General features: G+C 71.0%; 13 protein-coding genes and 1 tRNA gene. 6 read left to right on the top strand and 8 right to left on the bottom strand.

Annotation, left to right across the window (positions count from 1 at the left end):
- Positions 1-3: 3 nt before the first annotated feature.
- The 3 genes from AB0G32_RS09865 to AB0G32_RS09855 are packed head-to-tail and all read left to right on the top strand — an operon-like array spanning position 4 to position 3,412.
- Positions 4-1,830, top strand: a complete 1,827-nt coding sequence (locus AB0G32_RS09865) for a branched-chain amino acid ABC transporter permease (RefSeq protein ID WP_361160791.1) — start codon at positions 4-6, stop codon at positions 1,828-1,830.
- 5 nt (positions 1,831-1,835) lie between these two features.
- Positions 1,836-2,699 carry an ABC transporter ATP-binding protein gene (locus tag AB0G32_RS09860; RefSeq protein ID WP_361160788.1) on the top strand — a complete coding sequence of 288 codons (864 nt, stop codon included), beginning with the start codon at positions 1,836-1,838 and terminating at the stop codon, positions 2,697-2,699.
- Positions 2,696-3,412, top strand: coding sequence for an ABC transporter ATP-binding protein (locus AB0G32_RS09855; protein WP_361160785.1), 717 nt, complete (start codon positions 2,696-2,698; stop codon positions 3,410-3,412). The genes AB0G32_RS09860 and AB0G32_RS09855 overlap by 4 nt, the downstream gene beginning before the upstream one ends.
- A gap of 74 nt (positions 3,413-3,486) precedes the next feature.
- On the opposite strand, the gene AB0G32_RS09850 is transcribed toward AB0G32_RS09855, so the two are convergent.
- Positions 3,487-4,149, bottom strand: coding sequence for a response regulator (locus AB0G32_RS09850; protein ID WP_361160782.1), 663 nt, complete (start codon positions 4,147-4,149; stop codon positions 3,487-3,489).
- A 103-nt stretch (positions 4,150-4,252) separates the two neighbouring features.
- On the opposite strand from AB0G32_RS09850, the gene AB0G32_RS09845 reads away from it, so the two are divergent.
- A tRNA-Leu gene (locus tag AB0G32_RS09845) sits at positions 4,253-4,336 on the top strand.
- An 84-nt stretch (positions 4,337-4,420) separates the two neighbouring features.
- The gene (locus AB0G32_RS09840) at positions 4,421-5,209 is read left to right on the top strand and encodes a helix-turn-helix domain-containing protein (protein WP_361160779.1); all 789 of its coding nucleotides are present in this window, start codon (positions 4,421-4,423) and stop codon (positions 5,207-5,209) included.
- A gap of 9 nt (positions 5,210-5,218) precedes the next feature.
- Here AB0G32_RS09840 and pyk read toward each other — a convergent pair whose 3' ends face one another.
- Together pyk and AB0G32_RS09830 are read right to left on the bottom strand one after the other, a co-directional pair.
- The gene (pyk, locus tag AB0G32_RS09835; RefSeq protein ID WP_361160776.1) at positions 5,219-6,643 is read right to left on the bottom strand and encodes a pyruvate kinase; all 1,425 of its coding nucleotides are present in this window, start codon (positions 6,641-6,643) and stop codon (positions 5,219-5,221) included.
- Between the two features lie 154 nt (positions 6,644-6,797).
- The gene (locus AB0G32_RS09830) at positions 6,798-7,487 is read right to left on the bottom strand and encodes an SIMPL domain-containing protein (RefSeq protein WP_361160773.1); all 690 of its coding nucleotides are present in this window, start codon (positions 7,485-7,487) and stop codon (positions 6,798-6,800) included.
- Positions 7,488-7,637: 150 nt separating this feature from the next.
- On the opposite strand from AB0G32_RS09830, the gene AB0G32_RS09825 reads away from it, so the two are divergent.
- Complete coding sequence (locus AB0G32_RS09825; protein WP_361160770.1) at positions 7,638-9,443, top strand: 5'-nucleotidase C-terminal domain-containing protein; 1,806 nt, start codon at positions 7,638-7,640, stop codon at positions 9,441-9,443.
- Between the two features lie 26 nt (positions 9,444-9,469).
- Here the strand turns inward: AB0G32_RS09825 and AB0G32_RS09820 are convergent, their stop codons facing one another.
- The 5 genes from AB0G32_RS09820 to AB0G32_RS09800 form a co-directional block, all read right to left on the bottom strand.
- Positions 9,470-10,876 (bottom strand): SidA/IucD/PvdA family monooxygenase, encoded by a 1,407-nt coding sequence (locus AB0G32_RS09820; RefSeq protein WP_361160767.1) that lies wholly within the window; start codon positions 10,874-10,876, stop codon positions 9,470-9,472.
- Complete coding sequence (locus AB0G32_RS09815; RefSeq protein ID WP_361160764.1) at positions 10,873-12,234, bottom strand: aminotransferase class V-fold PLP-dependent enzyme; 1,362 nt, start codon at positions 12,232-12,234, stop codon at positions 10,873-10,875. The genes AB0G32_RS09820 and AB0G32_RS09815 overlap by 4 nt, the downstream gene beginning before the upstream one ends.
- Before the next feature lie 251 nt (positions 12,235-12,485).
- Positions 12,486-14,996 (bottom strand): aminopeptidase N, encoded by a 2,511-nt coding sequence (gene pepN / locus AB0G32_RS09810; protein ID WP_361160761.1) that lies wholly within the window; start codon positions 14,994-14,996, stop codon positions 12,486-12,488.
- A 47-nt stretch (positions 14,997-15,043) separates the two neighbouring features.
- Positions 15,044-15,646 carry a response regulator gene (locus AB0G32_RS09805; RefSeq protein ID WP_361160758.1) on the bottom strand — a complete coding sequence of 201 codons (603 nt, stop codon included), beginning with the start codon at positions 15,644-15,646 and terminating at the stop codon, positions 15,044-15,046.
- A 163-nt stretch (positions 15,647-15,809) separates the two neighbouring features.
- On the bottom strand, positions 15,810-16,160 hold the full coding sequence (locus AB0G32_RS09800) for a chorismate mutase (RefSeq protein ID WP_361160755.1): 351 nt from the start codon (positions 16,158-16,160) through the stop codon (positions 15,810-15,812).
- Positions 16,161-16,224: the final 64 nt, after the last annotated feature.

Here is a 16,224-nt window from a genome sequence, read left to right as displayed (position 1 = left end):
CCGATGACCACACAGACCACCACCCCGAAGACCCCGGACACCCCGATCTCGGGCAGCACCACCGGCCTCGTCGGCATCCCGCCGGCCATCGGACGCGCCCTCGCCACCGGCGGCGGCATCCTCACCATCGTCTCCGCCTTCCTGGCCTGGACCTGGACCGACGAATTCCCCGGCGACCTCACCGTCTACGGCTACCCCGGCGGCCTCCAGGTCCTCGTCCTCATCGCCGGCGCCCTCACCGCCCTGCTCGGCGCCGCCTCCTACGGCGTCAAGGGCCTGCGCTGGCTCACCCCGGCCGGCGCCGACACAGCCCTCAAGTTCGCCGCCCTCGCCGCCTTCGCCACCACCTGGTACACCGTCATCGCCATCGCCGCCCAGCTCGGCGGCGTCGTCAACCTCGAACCCGGCGGCTACCTCGCCGCCGCGGTCACCCTCATAGCCTTCCTCGGCGCCCTCGCCCTCCCCTTCGAACGGCCCGCGCCCGACCCCGCCGACCCCGACGACACCGGCTGGGAGAAGTTCCGCTACAACACCGCGCAGAAATGGCAGACCGTCAAAGCGGCCTTCGCCGCCGACGCCCCCCGCCCACTGCGCCCACTGCCCTCCTGGGCCGAGATCCTCGTCATCGTCGCCGTCCTCGCCGTCGCCCTCACCGTCTTCACCTACGGCATCGGCACCGAGTACGACGAACTCTTCGTCGGCTTCCTGATCACCGCCGGATTCGGCTTCGCCGCCCTGCACCGCTCCGGCCTGATCCCCCGGATCTCCGAGATCACCGCCCGGCACCAGAACGTCACCGTCTTCGGCGCCTTCCTCGCCGCCGCCCTCTTCCCCTTCACCCAGACCGACGACCAGTACGCCACCATCGGCGTCTACATCCTCATCTTCGCCACCGTCGCCCTGGGCCTGAACATCGTCGTCGGCCTGGCCGGCCTCCTCGACCTCGGCTACGTCGCCTTCCTCGGCGTCGGCGCCTACGCCGCCTCCCTGGTCTCCGGCTCCCCCACCTCACCCTTCGACGTGCACTTCCCGTTCTGGGCCGCCGTCCTGGTCGGCGCCGCCGCCTCCCTGGTCTTCGGTGTCCTCATCGGCGCCCCCACCCTGCGACTGCGCGGCGACTACCTCGCCATCGTCACCCTCGGCTTCGGCGAGATCTTCCGCATCACCGCCAACAACCTCGACGGCACCTCGGGACCCGACGTCACCAACGGCTCCAACGGCATCGCCGGCATCCCCGACCTCAAGATCCTCGGCTTCGACCTCGGCGCCCAGCACGACATCGCCGGCGTCACCATCGGCCGGTTCGCCAACTACTTCTTCCTGATGCTGATCATCACGGCCGTCGTCGTCCTCGTCTTCCGACGCAGCGGCGACTCCCGCATCGGCCGCGCCTGGGTCGCCATCCGCGAGGACGAGACCGCCGCCCTGGCCATGGGCATCAACGGCTTCCGGGTCAAACTCATCGCCTTCGCCGTCGGCGCCACCCTGGCCGGCCTGGCCGGCACCGTCCAGGCCCACGTGACCTACACCGTCACCCCCGAGCAGTACCTCTTCGCCGGCACCACCCCGCCCAACTCCGCCTTCCTGCTCGCCGCCGTCGTCCTCGGCGGCATGGGCACCATCGGCGGACCCCTGCTCGGCGCCGCACTGCTCTTCCTCATCCCGAACAAGCTCCAGTTCCTCGGCGACTACCAGCTCTTCGCCTTCGGACTCGCGCTCGTCCTGCTGATGCGCTTCCGCCCCGAGGGCCTCATCCCCAACCGCCGCCGGCAGCTCGAATTCCACGAAGAGGCCGAAGCGCCCGCGGCCCTCGGCAAGACAGGGGCCTGACCACCATGACCACCAGCACCGACACCACCGTCGGCCAGACCGTCCTCGACGCCCGCGGCGTCACCATGCGCTTCGGCGGCCTCACCGCCGTACGCGACGTCGACCTCACCGTCCGCAGCGGCGAGATCGTCGGACTCATCGGCCCCAACGGCGCCGGCAAGACCACCTTCTTCAACTGCCTCACCGGCCTCTACATCCCCACCGAGGGCGAAGTCCGCTACAAGGACAAGGTCCTGCCGCCCAAGTCCTTCAAGGTCACCGCCGCCGGCATCGCCCGCACCTTCCAGAACATCCGGCTCTTCGCCAACATGACCGTCCTGGAGAACGTCCTCGTCGGCCGCCACACCCGCACCAAGGAAGGCTTCTGGTCCGCCGTCCTGCGCGGCCCCGGCTTCCACAAGGCCGAAGCCGCCAGCCGGGCCCGCGCCACCGAACTCCTGGAGTTCGTCGGCCTCGCCGCCAAGGCCGACCACCTCGCCCGCAACCTCCCCTACGGCGAACAGCGCAAGCTCGAGATCGCCCGCGCGCTGGCCAGCGAACCCGGCCTGCTCCTCCTCGACGAACCCACGGCCGGCATGAACCCGCAGGAGACCCGCGCCACCGAGGAACTCGTCTTCGCCATCCGCGACCAGGGCATCGCCGTCCTCGTCATCGAGCACGACATGCGGTTCATCTTCAACCTCTGCGACCGCGTCGCCGTCCTGGTCCAGGGCGAGAAACTCGTCGAGGGCGACAGCGCCACCGTCCAGGGCGACGAACGCGTCATCGCCGCCTACCTCGGCGAACCCCTGGAGAACGACCCCGGCGCGGCCGAGGCGGCCGAGGTGGAGGCCGCCGAGGCCCACGCCCCCAAGGAGAACGACCGATGACCGCCCTGCTCGAGGTCGAGGACCTCCGCGTCGCCTACGGCAAGATCGAAGCCGTCAAGGGCATCTCCTTCACCGTCGACGCCGGCGAGGTGGTCACCCTCATCGGCACCAACGGCGCCGGCAAGACCACCACCCTGCGCACCCTGTCCGGGCTGCTCAAACCGGTCGGCGGCCAGATCCGCTTCAACGGCAGATCGCTCAAGAAGACCCCCGCCCACCAGATCGTCTCCCTCGGCCTCGCCCACTCCCCCGAGGGCCGGCACATCTTCCCCCGCATGACCATCGAGGACAACCTGCGCCTCGGCGCGTTCCTGCGCAGCGACCGGGCGGGCATCGACAAGGACATCCAGCGCGCCTACGACCTCTTCCCCATCCTGGGCGAACGGCGCAAGCAGGCCGCGGGCACCCTGTCCGGCGGCGAGCAGCAGATGCTGGCCATGGGCCGCGCCCTGATGTCCCAGCCCAAGCTGCTCATGCTCGACGAGCCCTCCATGGGCCTCTCCCCGATCATGATGCAGAAGATCATGGCGACCATCGCCGAGCTGAAGTCCCAGGGCACGACGATCCTGCTGGTCGAGCAGAACGCCCAGGCGGCACTGTCCCTCGCCGACCACGGCCACGTCATGGAGGTCGGCTCCATCGTGCTGTCCGGCACCGGGCAGGACCTGCTGCACGACGAGTCGGTCCGCAAGGCGTACCTGGGCGAGGACTGACCCGCGGCACGGCACGGCACGGCTGAGGCCCGCGTCCCCCTCCGGGACGCGGGCCTCACTCATACGTCATGGGGTCAGCCCTTGTCCTTGGGCCCCTTCTTCTCCGCGGCGTCGTCGATGACCGCCTGGGCCACCTGCTGCATCGACATCCGCCGGTCCATCGACGTCTTCTGGATCCACCGGAACGCGGCCGGCTCGGTCAGCCCGTACTCGGTCTGGAGCACCGACTTCGCCCGGTCCACCAGCTTGCGCGTCTCCAGCCGCAGGGAGAGGTCGGCGACCTCCTTCTCCAGCGCCTTCAGCTCCGTGAACCGCGAGACGGCCATCTCGATCGCCGGTACGACGTCGCTCTTGCTGAAGGGCTTCACGAGGTACGCCATCGCACCGGCGTCCCGGGCCCGCTCCACCAGGTCGCGCTGCGAGAACGCGGTCAGCATCAGCACCGGGGCGATGCTCTCGCCGGCGATCTTCTCGGCCGCGGAGATGCCGTCCAGCTTGGGCATCTTCACATCGAGGATCACCAGGTCGGGGCGGTGCTCGCGGGCCAGCTCGACGGCCTGCTCACCGTCCCCGGCCTCACCGACGACGGAGTACCCCTCCTCCTCCAGCATCTCTTTGAGATCCAGCCGGATGAGCGCCTCGTCCTCGGCGATGACGACACGGGTCGTCAGCGGGGGGACGTGCGACTTGTCGTCATCGGTCACGTCAGCGGGCTGGGGCGACTCGGGGGCGGTCACGTGGGCGCTCCTTGTTCCGGGGCAGGTGGTGCTGCTGTCCAAGAGCCTACCTAGCTGCGGGGAGCGACGTTGAGCCGGTACACTTCCGTCCAGGTCACGGCCTGCCCGGTTGGAGGAATCTGGTCAGACTCGCGGTGCTCAAACCACCGTGCCTTCGGGCATGTGGGTTCGAATCCCACACCGGGCACTCACAAGAAAGCGGAAGATCACGTTCGCGTGATCTTCCGCTTTTCTGTACTCGACTCCACTTCCCGTGACACACCGTGGTCACATGAACTTCCACGGTGTTGAAGTGCGGCAGAAGGCCCTCACGATGCTCCGCAATGGTGTCGCGAACGCTGCCGTCGCACGGGAACTGCATGTTCCGCTGGGCACGGTCGGCTACTGGAAGCACCTGGACCGCGCCAAGCGGGGCGAATGCCCGGGCAGGCACGATCCCGCCTGCCCACGGTGCGACGGGCGGGACCTGGACGAGCCGGCCTACAGCTATCTACTCGCCCTGTATCTCGGCGACGGACACATCAGCCGTTACTCCGCGCACCGAGTGCCGAACCTCATGATCGCCTGTACAGACTCATGGCCCGGCCTCATGGACGACTGCGAGCGAGCGATGCGCGCGGTGTTTCCGGACAACTCCGTCTGCCGTGTGAGCAGGACCGGCTGCCACAACGTGAAGGTCTACTCGAAGCACCTGCACTGCCTCTTCCCACAGCACGGCCCGGGAAAGAAGCACGAGCGCAAGATCGCGCTGGAACCCTGGCAGCGGACGATCGTCGACGCCCACCCCTGGGAGTTCGTCCGCGGGCTCATCCACTCCGACGGCTGCCGCATCACCAACTGGACGACTCGCCTCGTCGGCGGCGAGCGCAAGCGCTACGAATACCCCCGGTACTTCTTCACCAACGTGTCCGACGACATCCGCCGTCTCTGTACCGACACCCTCGACAAACTCGGCGTCGAGTGGACCCGCTGCACCCGCCACGGGAACCCGTACAACATCTCAGTCGCCCGCAAAGCCTCCGTAGCCCTCATGGATCTGTACGTGGGGCCGAAGTACTGACCCGGCGTTCTAGTCCTCGCCGATCCGGTGCACCCGGACCATGTTGGTCGTGCCCGACACCCCGGGCGGGGAGCCCGCCGTGATGATGACCACGTCGCCCTGCGCGCAGCGGCCGTAGCGGAGCAGCAGTTCGTCGACCTGGGCGACCATCGCGTCGGTGGAGTCGACGTGCGGGCCGAGGAAGGTTTCCACGCCCCAGGTGAGGTTGAGTTGGGAGCGGGTGGCCGGTTCGGGGGTGAAGGCCAGCAGGGGGATGGGTGAGCGGTAGCGGGACAGGCGGCGGGCCGTGTCGCCGGACTGGGTGAAGGCGACCAGGAAGCGGGCGCCGAGGAAGTCGCCGATCTCGGCTGCCGCGCGGGCCACCGCGCCGCCCTGGGTGCGGGGCTTGGTGTGGTCGGTGAGCGGGGGGAGGCCGCCGGCGAGGAGGTCTTCCTCGGCCGCTTCCACGATGCGGGACATGGTGCGGACGGTCTCGACGGGGTGTTTGCCGACGCTGGTCTCGCCGGAGAGCATCACCGCGTCCGTGCCGTCGAGGACCGCGTTGGCGACGTCGGACGCCTCGGCGCGGGTGGGCCGGGAGTTGTCGATCATCGAGTCGAGCATCTGGGTGGCGACGATGACCGGTTTGGCGTTGCGCTTGGCGAGTGCGACGGCGCGTTTCTGGACGATCGGGACCTGTTCGAGCGGCATTTCGACGCCGAGGTCGCCGCGGGCCACCATGATGCCGTCGAACGCGGCGACGATGCCGTCGAGGTCTTCCACCGCCTGGGGTTTCTCGACCTTGGCGATGACGGGGAGGCGGCGGCCCTCCTCGTCCATGATGCGGTGGACGTCGCGGATGTCGCGGCCGCTGCGGACGAAGGAGAGGGCGATGACGTCGAAGCCGGTGCGCAGCGCCCAGCGCAGGTCGTCCTCGTCCTTCTTGGCGAGGGCGGGGACGGAGACGGCGACGCCGGGGAGGTTGAGGCCCTTGTGGTCGGAGACCATGCCGCCTTCGACGACGCGGGTGTGGACGCGGGGTCCGTCGACGGCGGTGACCTGGAGGCAGACTTTGCCGTCGTCGACGAGGATGCGTTCGCCGGGGGTGACGTCGGCGGCGAGGCCGGCGTAGGTGGTGCCGCAGCCGGTGCGGTCGCCCTGGGCGCCGTCCTCGACGGTGATGGTGAAGGTGTCGTCGCGTTCGAGGAGTACGGGTCCTTCGGTGAAGGTGCCGAGGCGGATCTTCGGGCCCTGGAGGTCGGCGAGGAGGCCGACGCTGCGGCCGGTCTCGTCGGATGCCTTGCGGACCCGCCGGTAGCGCTCCTCGTGTTCGGCGTGGCCGCCGTGGCTGAGGTTGCAGCGGGCGATGTCCATGCCGGCCTCGACCAGTGCCTTGATCTGGTCGTAGGAGTCGGTGGCGGGTCCCAGGGTGCAGACGATTTTTGCTCGGCGCATGTTTCGAGCTTATGACTTACTGGCGGGTAGCGAATTGGCTGTGTATGACTGTGCAACGGCCGCTGGGTGAAGCCTTTTTGACAAGTGTTGAATTGTGCGGCGGGCCGCTCCGATGAGCATTCGGACAAGCATTCTTACGTTTATCGGTGTGCGTTCAGAGGGTGGGCGGGCGCATGGTGAAGCGGGCGTCGACGGCGGCGTGCAGGTGCTGGCGCTGGGGTTCGAGGTCAAGGGGCGCTGCCTCGGCCTCCGCGGCGGCGGCGGACATGCGGCGCATCCGGCCCGAGGCGAACCCGGCGGCCCGGACCTCCTCGGTGCCGTGGTCGGTGAGTTCGAGGAGGGCGTCGAGGGTGGTGCCGAGCGCTTCGGCGTACTCGCGGGCGCGCTGTACGGCTTCACGCACCGCCTGTTCGCGGGCGCGGCGGTGGGCCGGGGAGTCGGGGCGCAGGGTCCACCAGGGGCCGTCGACGCGGGTGAGGTCGAGGTCGGCGAGGCGGGTGGCGAGTTCGCCGAGGGCGGTGAAGTCGGTGAGTTCGGCGGTGAGGTGGACGGTGCCGTGGTAGGTGCGGACGCGTTCGCCGCGGCCGTGCCGGGTGAGTTCGGGGGTGAGCGAGAAGGCGCCGGTCTCCAGGCGGGCGACCGAGTCGCCGTAGGACTTGACGAGGTCGAGGGCGGTGGTGTTGCGGCGGGTGAGGTCGTCGAGGGCGGTGCGGCGGTCGCGGCCGCGGGCGTTGACGGTGATGCCGATGCGGGCGAGTTCGGGTTCGACGTCGAGGCGGGCTTCGCCGCGGACCGAGATGAGCGGGACGTCGGGGGTGCCGTGCGGTGCGGGCGGCGTGGTCATACGTCCCACTCTGTCACCGCTGTCGGCCGGCCTGCCCCTGTGAGTCACCGGATCGAAACCTGCGGGGTCTGTTGCCGGTCGCCTTGAGCGGCCACAATCTACGCGCGTTGTCCACGTGGATCGTGGCACCCGTCGTCTAGGAGAGTCAGCATGCCGTTGAACCGCCGTAAGTTCCTGAAGAGGTCCGCCGTGACGGGGGCGGGGGTGGCGCTGACCGGTGCGGCGACGGCGCCCGCGGCCGAGGCGGCGCCCGCGGGCCGTGGCGGCCGGAAGCCGAAGCGGTACTCGCTGACCGTGCTGGGCACGACCGACCTGCACGGGCACGTCTTCAACTGGGACTACTTCAAGGACGCCGAGTACACGGACTCGGCGGGCAACGCGCAGGGGCTGGCGCGGATCTCGACGCTGGTGAACCAGGTGCGCGAGGAGAAGGGCCGGGAGAACACCCTGCTGCTGGACGCGGGTGACACGATCCAGGGCACGCCGCTGACGTATTACTACGCGAAGGTGGACCCGATCACCGCCGCGGGCGGTCCGGTGCATCCGATGGCGCAGGCGATGAACGCGATCGGTTATGACGCGGTGGCGCTGGGCAATCACGAGTTCAATTACGGCATCGAGACGCTGCGCAAGTTCGAGGAGCAGTGCGATTTCCCGCTGCTGGGTGCGAACGCGGTGGACGCGAAGACGCTGAAGCCGGCTTTTCCGCCGTATTTCATGAAGACGTTCCGGGTGAAGGGCGCGCCGCCGGTGAAGGTGGCGGTGCTGGGGCTGACCAACCCGGGGATCGCGATCTGGGACAAGGCGTATGTGCAGGGCAAGCTGGCGTTCCCGGGGCTTGAGGAGCAGGCGGCGAAGTGGGTGCCGAAGCTGCGGTCGATGGGTGCGGACGTGGTGGTGATCTCGGCGCACTCGGGAGCTTCGGGTACGTCGTCGTACGGTGATCAGCTGCCGTACGTGGAGAACGCGGCGGCGAACATCGCCAGGCAGGTGCCCGGTGTGGACGCGATCCTGGTCGGGCACGCGCATGTGGAGATCGCGGAGCAGCGGGTGGTCAACGAGGAGACCGGCAAGGAGGTCGTGCTGTCGGAGCCGCTGTGCTACGCGGAGCGGCTGAGCCTGTTCGACTTCGAGCTGGCGTACGAGAAGGGCCGTTGGCGGGTGGAGTCCGTCAAGGCGTCGCTGCGGGACTCCGGCACGGTGGCCGACGACCCGCGGATCACGCGGTTGCTGAAGGACGAGCACGCGCTGGTGGTGGAGTACGTCAACCAGGTGGTGGGGACGGCGACCGAGACGCTGACGACGGTGGACGCGCGGTACAAGGACGCGCCGATCATCGATCTGATCACCAAGGTGCAGGAGGACGTGGTCAAGGCGGCGCTGGCGGGGACGGCGTACGCGGCGCTGCCGGTGATCGCGCAGGCGTCGCCGTTCTCGCGGACGTCCGAGATCCCGGCGGGCGAGGTGACGATCCGGGACCTGTCGAGTCTGTATGTGTACGACAACACGCTGGTGGCGAAGGTGCTGACGGGTGCTCAGGTGCGGGCGTACCTGGAGTACTCGGCGGAGTACTACACGCGGACGGCGGCCGGTGCGGCGGTCGATGTGGAGGCGCTGACCAACGCGGGCGGGCGGCCGGACTACAACTACGACTACGTCTCCGGGCTGGTGTACGAGATCGATGTCGCGCAGCCGGCGGGTTCGCGGATCAAGAACCTGACGTATGGCGGGGCGGCGCTGGACGACGCGCAGCAGTTCGTGCTGGCGGTGAACAACTACCGGGCCAACGGCGGTGGCGCGTTCCCGCATGTGGCGTCGGCCGAGGAGGTGTGGTCGGAGTCGACCGAGATCCGTACCCGGATCGCCGAGTGGGTGACGGCGAAGGGTGTGCTGGATCCGGCGGACTTCGCGTCGGTGGACTGGCGGCTGACGCGGGACGGGACGCCGGTGTTCTAGGTCTGGCGGGCGGAGACGCCGGGGCCTCAGATCCGGTCCGTGAGCGGGGTGAGCCGGCTCGCCTCGCGGGCGGACGGGATCTGGGGCCGTCGCTGTTCCAGGCCGAAGGTGGTGAAGGCGGTGCGGCGGGGCAGCGGGTAGGGCTCGGTGCCGGTGAGGGTGTTGAGGATGGTGGCGCTGCGCCAGGCGGCGAGGCCGAGGTCGGGGGCGCCGACGCCGTGGGTGTGGGTCTCGGCGTGCTGGACGTAGAGGTGGCAGCCGGTGGTGGTGACGGTGGGGTCGAGCAGGAGGCGGAAGCGTTCGTCGACGCGGGGGCGGTTGGCGTTGTCGCGGCGCAGGTAGGGGTCGAGGCCGGCGAGGAGCCGGTCGAGGGGGCGTTCGCGGTAGCCGGTGGCGAGGACGACGGCGTCGGTGGTGAGGCGGGAGCGGGTGTTCTGCTCGGGGTGTTCGAGGTGGAGTTCGACCTTGGTGGTGGCGACCCGGCCCGCGGTGCGGACGTGGACGCCGGGGGTGAGGACCGCGTCGGGCCAGCCGCCGTGCAGGGAGCGGTGGTAGAGCTCGTCGTGGAGGGCGGCGAGGGTGTTGGCGTCGACCGCTTTGTGGAGTTGCCACTGGGCGGGGACGAGGCGGTCGCGGACGTTCTCGGGCAGGGCGTGGAAGTAGTGGGTGTAGTCGGGGGTGAAGTGCTCCAGGCCGAGTTTTGAGTACTCCATGGGGGCGAGGGCCTCGGTGCGGCCGAGCCAGTGCAGGCGTTCGCGGCCGGCCGGGCGGTTCCGGAGCAGGTCGAGGAAGATCTCGGCGCCGGACTGGCCGGTGCCGACGACGGTGACGTGGCCGGCGGCGAGCAGGTCGGTGCGGTGGTCGAGGTAGTCGGCGGCGTGGATGACGGGGACGCCGGGGGTGTCCACCAGGGGTTTGAGCGGGTCGGGGACGTAGGGCTCGGTGCCGATGCCGACGACGAGGTTCTTGGTGTGGGTGCGGCCGACGGCCTGGGCTTCGCCGTCGGGGCCGAGGTGGGTGTAGTCGACCTCGAAGCAGCGGTGTTCGGGGTTGAAGCGGACGGCGTCGACCTGGTGGCCGAAGTGGAGGGCGGGGAGGTTTTCGCAGACCCAGCGGCAGTAGGCGTCGTACTCGGTGCGCTGGATGTGGAAGCGCTCGGCGAAGTAGAAGGGGTAGAGCCGTTCGCGTGCCTTGAGGTAGTTGAGGAAGCTCCAGTCGCTGGTGGGGTCGGCGAGGGTGACGAGGTCGGCGAGGAAGGGGACCTGGAGGCGGGCGCCGTCGATGAGCAGGCCGGGGTGCCAGTGGAAGGCGGGGCGCTGGTCGTAGAAGACGGTGTCGAGGCCGGTGAGGGGGTGGGCGAGGGCGGCCAGGGAGAGGTTGAAGGGGCCGATGCCGATGCCGACGAGGTCGTGCGGCGGTGGGGTGGTGCTCATCGGGGGGTGTGTCCTTCCACGAGGGCGAGCAGGGCCGTGAGGTCTTCGGGGCGGGTGCGGGGGTTGAGGAGGGTGGCCTTGAGCCAGAGCCGGCCGTCGGGGCGGGCGCGGCCGAGGACGGCGCGGCCTTCGGTGAGCAGGGTGCGGCGGACGGCGGCGACGGTGGGGTCGGGGGCGCCGGTGGGGCGGAAGAGGACGGTGCTGAGGGTGGGCGGTGCCCACAGGTCGAGGGCGGGGTGGTCCGCGACGAGGCGGGCGAGGTCCTGGGCGCGGGCGCAGACGGTGTCGACGAGGGCGCCGAGGCCGGTGCGGCCGAGGGTTCTGAGGGTGACGGCGATCTTGAGGATGTCGGGGCGGCGGGTGGTGCGCGGGGAGCGGCCGAGGAGGTCGGGCAGGCCGGCGTCGGTGTCGTCGTCGGCGTTGAGGTAGTCGGCGCGTTGGTCCAGGGCGGTGCGGTCGGCGGGGTCGCGGATGGTGAGGAGGCCGGCGGCGATCGGCTGCCAGCCGAGTTTGTGCAGGTCGAGGGCGATGGTGTGGGCCCGGTCGAGGCCGCTGAGCCGGGCCCGGTGGCGGTCGCTGAAGAGCAGGCCGCCGCCGTAGGCGGCGTCGATGTGGAGGCGGGCGCCGTGTCGGGCGCAGACGTCGGCGATCTCGGGGAGGGGGTCGATGAGGCCGGCGTCGGTGGTGCCGGCGGTGGCGGCTACGACTGCGGGGCCGGGGAGCCCGGCGAGGGCGTGGTCCAGGGCGGCGGGGTCGAGGGTGCCGGTGGGGGCGGGGACGCGGACGGGGTCGGGCAGGCCGAGGAGCCAGGCGGCGCGGGGCAGCGAGTGGTGGGCGTTGGTGCCGTGCACGAGGCGGGTGCCGGGGCCCTGGGCTTCGCGGGCGAGGAGCAGGGCGAGCTGGTTGGACTCGGTGGCGCCGGTGGTGACGAGGGCGTCGGCGTGGTCCGTCTCGCGGGCGAGTGCGCGGGTGACTTCGGCTTCCAGGACGGAGGCGGCGGGGGCCTGGTCCCAGGAGTCGAGGGAGGGGTTGAGGACGCTCGCGGCGAGGTCGGCGGCGCAGGCGACGGCCAGTGGCGGGACATGCAGGTGGGCGGCGCACAGCGGGTCGGCGGGGTCGGCGGAGCCCGCGGCGAGGGCGGTGACGAGGGTGCGCAGGGCGCCGGGGTCGCCGTGTTCGGGCAGTACGTCGCCGAGGGCGGCGCGGATCCGGGCGGCGACGGCGTTCGGACCGCCGGCGGGGAGCGGGCCGCCGCGCGCCCGGGTGCCGGCGTGCAGGGCGTCGAGGACCTCGTCGAGCAGCGGCCGCAGGGCGTGCGGGCCGGCGGGTCCCGAGGCGAGGGGCGGCGGGGTGCGCATGGGTTCCTCCCGGGCGCGGGAAGGGGGTCGCGTCCGGGAGGTTCAACGAGCGGTACCCGAATGGGGGCACTGCCGTACGGGGAAAACGTGTCGGGGTCGGTGTATGGTGCGGGGCCCTCCGGGGGGGTGCGCGGGTTTTTCCCGGTGCGGGCAGTGGGGGGGCTGGTCGCGCCCTGCGGCGTAGCCGCATATCGATACAGCCCCGCGCCCCTTGAGGGACGCGCGGCCTACGTACGCGAGCAACCACGAGGTCACCCCCGGTGGGCCTCCCGTACCCGCAGCGTCCGCTTCAGGTCGTCCAGTTCGTCAACGAGCCGGCGGCGCAGGGACGGGACCGGGTCGGCGTCGCGCAGGCAGTCCTCGCCGAGGCGGAGGGTGTCGGCGTCCACGGCGTGCGCGGGGAAGGCGAAGCGGCCGGCGGCGGCCGCGATGGCGGGGCCGCGGCGGGCGGCGACGGCGACCGCGTCGGGGAAGTAGCGCGGCACGTACTCGCCCACCAGGTCGGCCTGTTCGGGCTGCCAGAAGCCCTGGGCGGTGGCGGTGAACAGGTAGTTGGAGAGGTCGTCGGAGGCGAACATGGCGTCCCAGGCGCGGGCCTTGGCGGCGGCGTCGGGCAGCGCGGCGCGGCAGCGGGCGGCGCCCTCCTGGCCGGTGGCGCTGGGGTCGCGGTCGAGTTCGGCGGCGATGGTGGCCTCGTCGGTGGCGCCGAGCACGGCGAGCCGGGTGAGGATGCGCCAGCGCAGTTCGGGGTCGAGTTCGGGACCGCCGGGGACGGTGCCGTCGGCCAGCCAGGCGGCGATGGTGTCGGGGTGGGCGGCGGTGGCGATCCGGTGCCGTACGGCGATCAGCCGGCGTCCGGGGTGGTCGCCGTCCTCGGTGCGGCGGATCAGGTCGCGGCACAGGTCGGTGAGGGTGGCCAGGGCGGCGGGCCGCCGGTCCGGGGTGAGGCAGCGGTCGGCGATGTGACCGTGGGCGAAGGCGAGCACGCCCTGGAGCAGGGCGAGGTCGGTCTCGTACGGCAGGTGGGTGCGGGCCGCGTCCAGGTAGGCGGCGGGGTCGAGTTCGCCGTCGCGGACGGCGTCGCGCAGGGCGTTCCAGACGACGGTCCGGGTGAGCGGGTCGGGCAGGCCGGAGAGCCGGTCCCGGACGGTGGCGAAGGACTCGGGGTCGAAGCGGACCTTGGTGTAGGTGAGGTCGCCGTCGTTGAGCAGGAGCAGGGCGGGGCGTTTGCCGAGGGTGTGCGGTTCGCGCTGCGGGATGTCGAGTTCGAGGCGGGTGCGCGGGGCGAGCCGGTGCGCGTCGGTGAGGTCGGGGTCGTAGAGGCCGACGGCGACGCGGTGCGGGCGGCTGCCGGTGTGGTCGACGGTGAGGGTGCAGGTGCCGCCGGGGCCGGGGGTGAGGCGGGGGGTGAGGGTGTCGACGCCGGTGGTGCGCAGCCAGGCGTCGGCCCAGGCGGGCACGTCACGGTCGGTGGCGGCGGCGAGGGAGTCGATGAAGTCGGCGAGCGAGGCGTTGGCGAACCGGTGCCGGGCGAAGTGGATGTTGATGCCGGCCAGGAAGTCCTTCTCGCCGAGCCAGGTGACGAGCTGGCGCAGGGCGGAGGCGCCCTTGGCGTAGGAGATGCCGTCGAAGTTGAGCAGGGCGGAGGCGGTGTCGGGGACGTCCTCGGGAGCCACCGGGTGGGTGGAGGGGCGCTGGTCGGCGTCGTAGCCCCAGGGCTTGCGGGTGACGCCGAACTCGGTCCAGGGGCCGGCGAAGCGGGTGGCCTCGGCGGTGGTCTGGTAGCCCATGTACTCGGCGAAGGACTCGTTCAGCCAGATGTCGTCCCACCAGCGCAGGGTGACGAGGTCGCCGAACCACATGTGGGCCATCTCGTGGGCGATGACCATGGCGCGGGTCTGGCGTTCGGTGTCGGTGACGGCGGAGCGGTAGACGAACTCGTCGCGGAAGGTGACCAGGCCCGGGTTCTCCATCGCGCCGGCGTTGAACTCGGGGACGAACGCCTGGTCGTAGGAGTCGAAGGGGTAGGGCTCGTCGAACTTCTCGTGGTAGCGGTCGAAGCAGGCGCGGGTGATGTCGAGGATCTCGTCGGCGTCGGCGTCCAGGTGGGGGGCGAGGGAGCGGCGGCAGTGGATGCCGAAGGGCAGACCGCGGTGTTCGGTGCTGACCGAGTGCCAGGGGCCGGCCGCGACCGCGACCAGGTAGGTGGAGATCGGCGGGGTGGTGGCGGCACTCCAGCGGCCGTCGTCGGTCAGTTCGGTGACGCCGTTGGCGAGGACGGTCCAGCCTTCCGGGGCGCGCACGGTGAGGTCGAAGCGGGCCTTGAGGTCGGGCTGGTCGAAGGCGGCGAAGACGCGCTGCACGTCGTCCATGAAGAGCTGGGTGTAGAGGTAGGTCTCGCCGTCGGCGGGGTCGGTGAAGCGGTGCATGCCCTCGCCGGTGCGGGAGTAGGACATGGCGGCGTCGACGCGGAGTTCGTGCTCGCCGGGGGTGAGGTTCTTCAGCGGGAGGCGGTTGTCGTCGAGGGTGCCCGGGTCGAGGGGGTGTCCGTCGAGGGTGACGCTGCGCAGCTGGGCGGGCCTGACCTCGACGAAGGTGTCCTTGGCGGCCTTCTTGCCGCGGACGGTGAAGCGGATGGTGGTGAGGGAGTCGAAGGTCTCGTCCCCACCGGTCAGATCGAGGGCGATCGTGTAGTGGTGGACGTCGAGGAGCTTGGCACGGGTCTGCGCTTCGTCGCGCGTCAGTACGGACATGGACGCCATGCTGCCCGATGGGGGTCGGAGGGCACAGCGGCGGTACGGTACGCGCCCTATGTCCGGTCTTTTTGCAGGCTCCCGCACTCCTCCTCGCGTGCTTCGCGGGGCCGGGGCGGTGGGGCGGGGGCGGCCGGGTGGGGGCGGCCGGGACGGGCGGGACCGCCCCCGGGGTGCTCCCCGGCGTGTTCCCGGAGGCGGGCGCGCAGGTCGCTCAGTTCGCGTTCGAGGGCGACCTGGCGCCGGTGGGTGTCGTAGAGGTGGCGGACCTTGGTGCGCAGTGTCCAGGGGTCCACCGGTTTGAGGACCAGGTCGGCGACGCCCAGCCGGAAGGCGGTGGCGCTCAGCTCGGGGTCGAAGCCGAAGCCGGTGAGCAGGACCACCGGGATGCGCTGGGTCTGTTCCACCCGGCGCATGTAACGGACCACGTCGAGGCCGTCGACGCCGGGCATCCGTACGTCGAGCAGGAGCAGGCCGATCCGGCCGCGCAGCACCTGCTTGAGCGCCTCGTCGCCGCTGGTGGCCCGCTGGAGCCGGTAGCCGAGCGGGGCCAGGGCGCTCTCCAGGGCGTACAGCGTGTCCACGTGGTCGTCGACGATGAGTATTCCGGGGTCCGGGAGCGCTCCGGCGCCCGGCGGGGGTGCGGCATCCGACGGCATGGCCCGACGTCCCTTCCTCGGGCACGTCCGGTGGCGTGCGAGGAGCCGGCGGCGGGTGTCCGTCGCCCGGCGAGGGGGTGCACAGCGCAGCATGCCCCGTGCAAGCCCGTGTGTCACTCCCCCGGGTACGACCTCGGCCGGGAACCACTGCGTTCCGCCGGGATCAGTCGGGTGCGGGGGCGGAGCCGTGGCCGGCGTGCTCCGCGATGCGTTCGTGGTGGTGGATGACCTCGGCGATGATGAAGTTCAGGAACTTCTCGGCGAAGGCCGGGTCGAGTTTGGCGCTTTCGGCCAGGGTCCGCAGCCGGGCGATCTGTTCGGCCTCGCGGGCCGGGTCGGCGGGCGGCAGCTGGTGGCGGGCCTTGAGGTGGCCGACCTGCTGGGTGCATTTGAAACGTTCGGCGAGCATGTGGACGACGGCCGCGTCGATGTTGTCGATGCTGTCGCGCAGCCGGACGAGTTCCTCGCGGACGGCGGGGTCGGCTCCACTGTTACCGGTGTTGCTGGTGGTCATGACGGGTCAGCCTACGGGTCGGGACACGGCCGGCGCCGGACCGTCTCAGGACCCGAAAGGGGGC

Source organism: Streptomyces sp. NPDC023723, assembly GCF_040639815.1.
Classification (GTDB): domain Bacteria; phylum Actinomycetota; class Actinomycetes; order Streptomycetales; family Streptomycetaceae; genus Streptomyces.
Note: the sequence above shows the minus strand (reverse complement) of the source record. Positions and strands in the feature narration are given on the sequence as shown.

Excerpts from the sequence above, each read along its gene's own strand:
- AB0G32_RS09865 (WP_361160791.1), top strand. The coding sequence starts at position 4 with ATGACCACACAGACCACCACCCCGAAGACCCCGGACACCCCGATCTCG.
- AB0G32_RS09860 (WP_361160788.1), top strand. The coding sequence starts at position 1,836 with ATGACCACCAGCACCGACACCACCGTCGGCCAGACCGTCCTCGACGCC.
- AB0G32_RS09855 (WP_361160785.1), top strand. The coding sequence starts at position 2,696 with ATGACCGCCCTGCTCGAGGTCGAGGACCTCCGCGTCGCCTACGGCAAG.
- AB0G32_RS09840 (WP_361160779.1), top strand. The coding sequence starts at position 4,421 with ATGAACTTCCACGGTGTTGAAGTGCGGCAGAAGGCCCTCACGATGCTC.
- pyk (WP_361160776.1), bottom strand. The coding sequence starts at position 6,643 with ATGCGCCGAGCAAAAATCGTCTGCACCCTGGGACCCGCCACCGACTCC.
- AB0G32_RS09830 (WP_361160773.1), bottom strand. The coding sequence starts at position 7,487 with ATGACCACGCCGCCCGCACCGCACGGCACCCCCGACGTCCCGCTCATC.
- AB0G32_RS09825 (WP_361160770.1), top strand. The coding sequence starts at position 7,638 with ATGCCGTTGAACCGCCGTAAGTTCCTGAAGAGGTCCGCCGTGACGGGG.
- AB0G32_RS09820 (WP_361160767.1), bottom strand. The coding sequence starts at position 10,876 with ATGAGCACCACCCCACCGCCGCACGACCTCGTCGGCATCGGCATCGGC.
- AB0G32_RS09815 (WP_361160764.1), bottom strand. The coding sequence starts at position 12,234 with ATGCGCACCCCGCCGCCCCTCGCCTCGGGACCCGCCGGCCCGCACGCC.
- pepN (WP_361160761.1), bottom strand. The coding sequence starts at position 14,996 with ATGGCGTCCATGTCCGTACTGACGCGCGACGAAGCGCAGACCCGTGCC.
- AB0G32_RS09805 (WP_361160758.1), bottom strand. The coding sequence starts at position 15,646 with ATGCCGTCGGATGCCGCACCCCCGCCGGGCGCCGGAGCGCTCCCGGAC.
- AB0G32_RS09800 (WP_361160755.1), bottom strand. The coding sequence starts at position 16,160 with ATGACCACCAGCAACACCGGTAACAGTGGAGCCGACCCCGCCGTCCGC.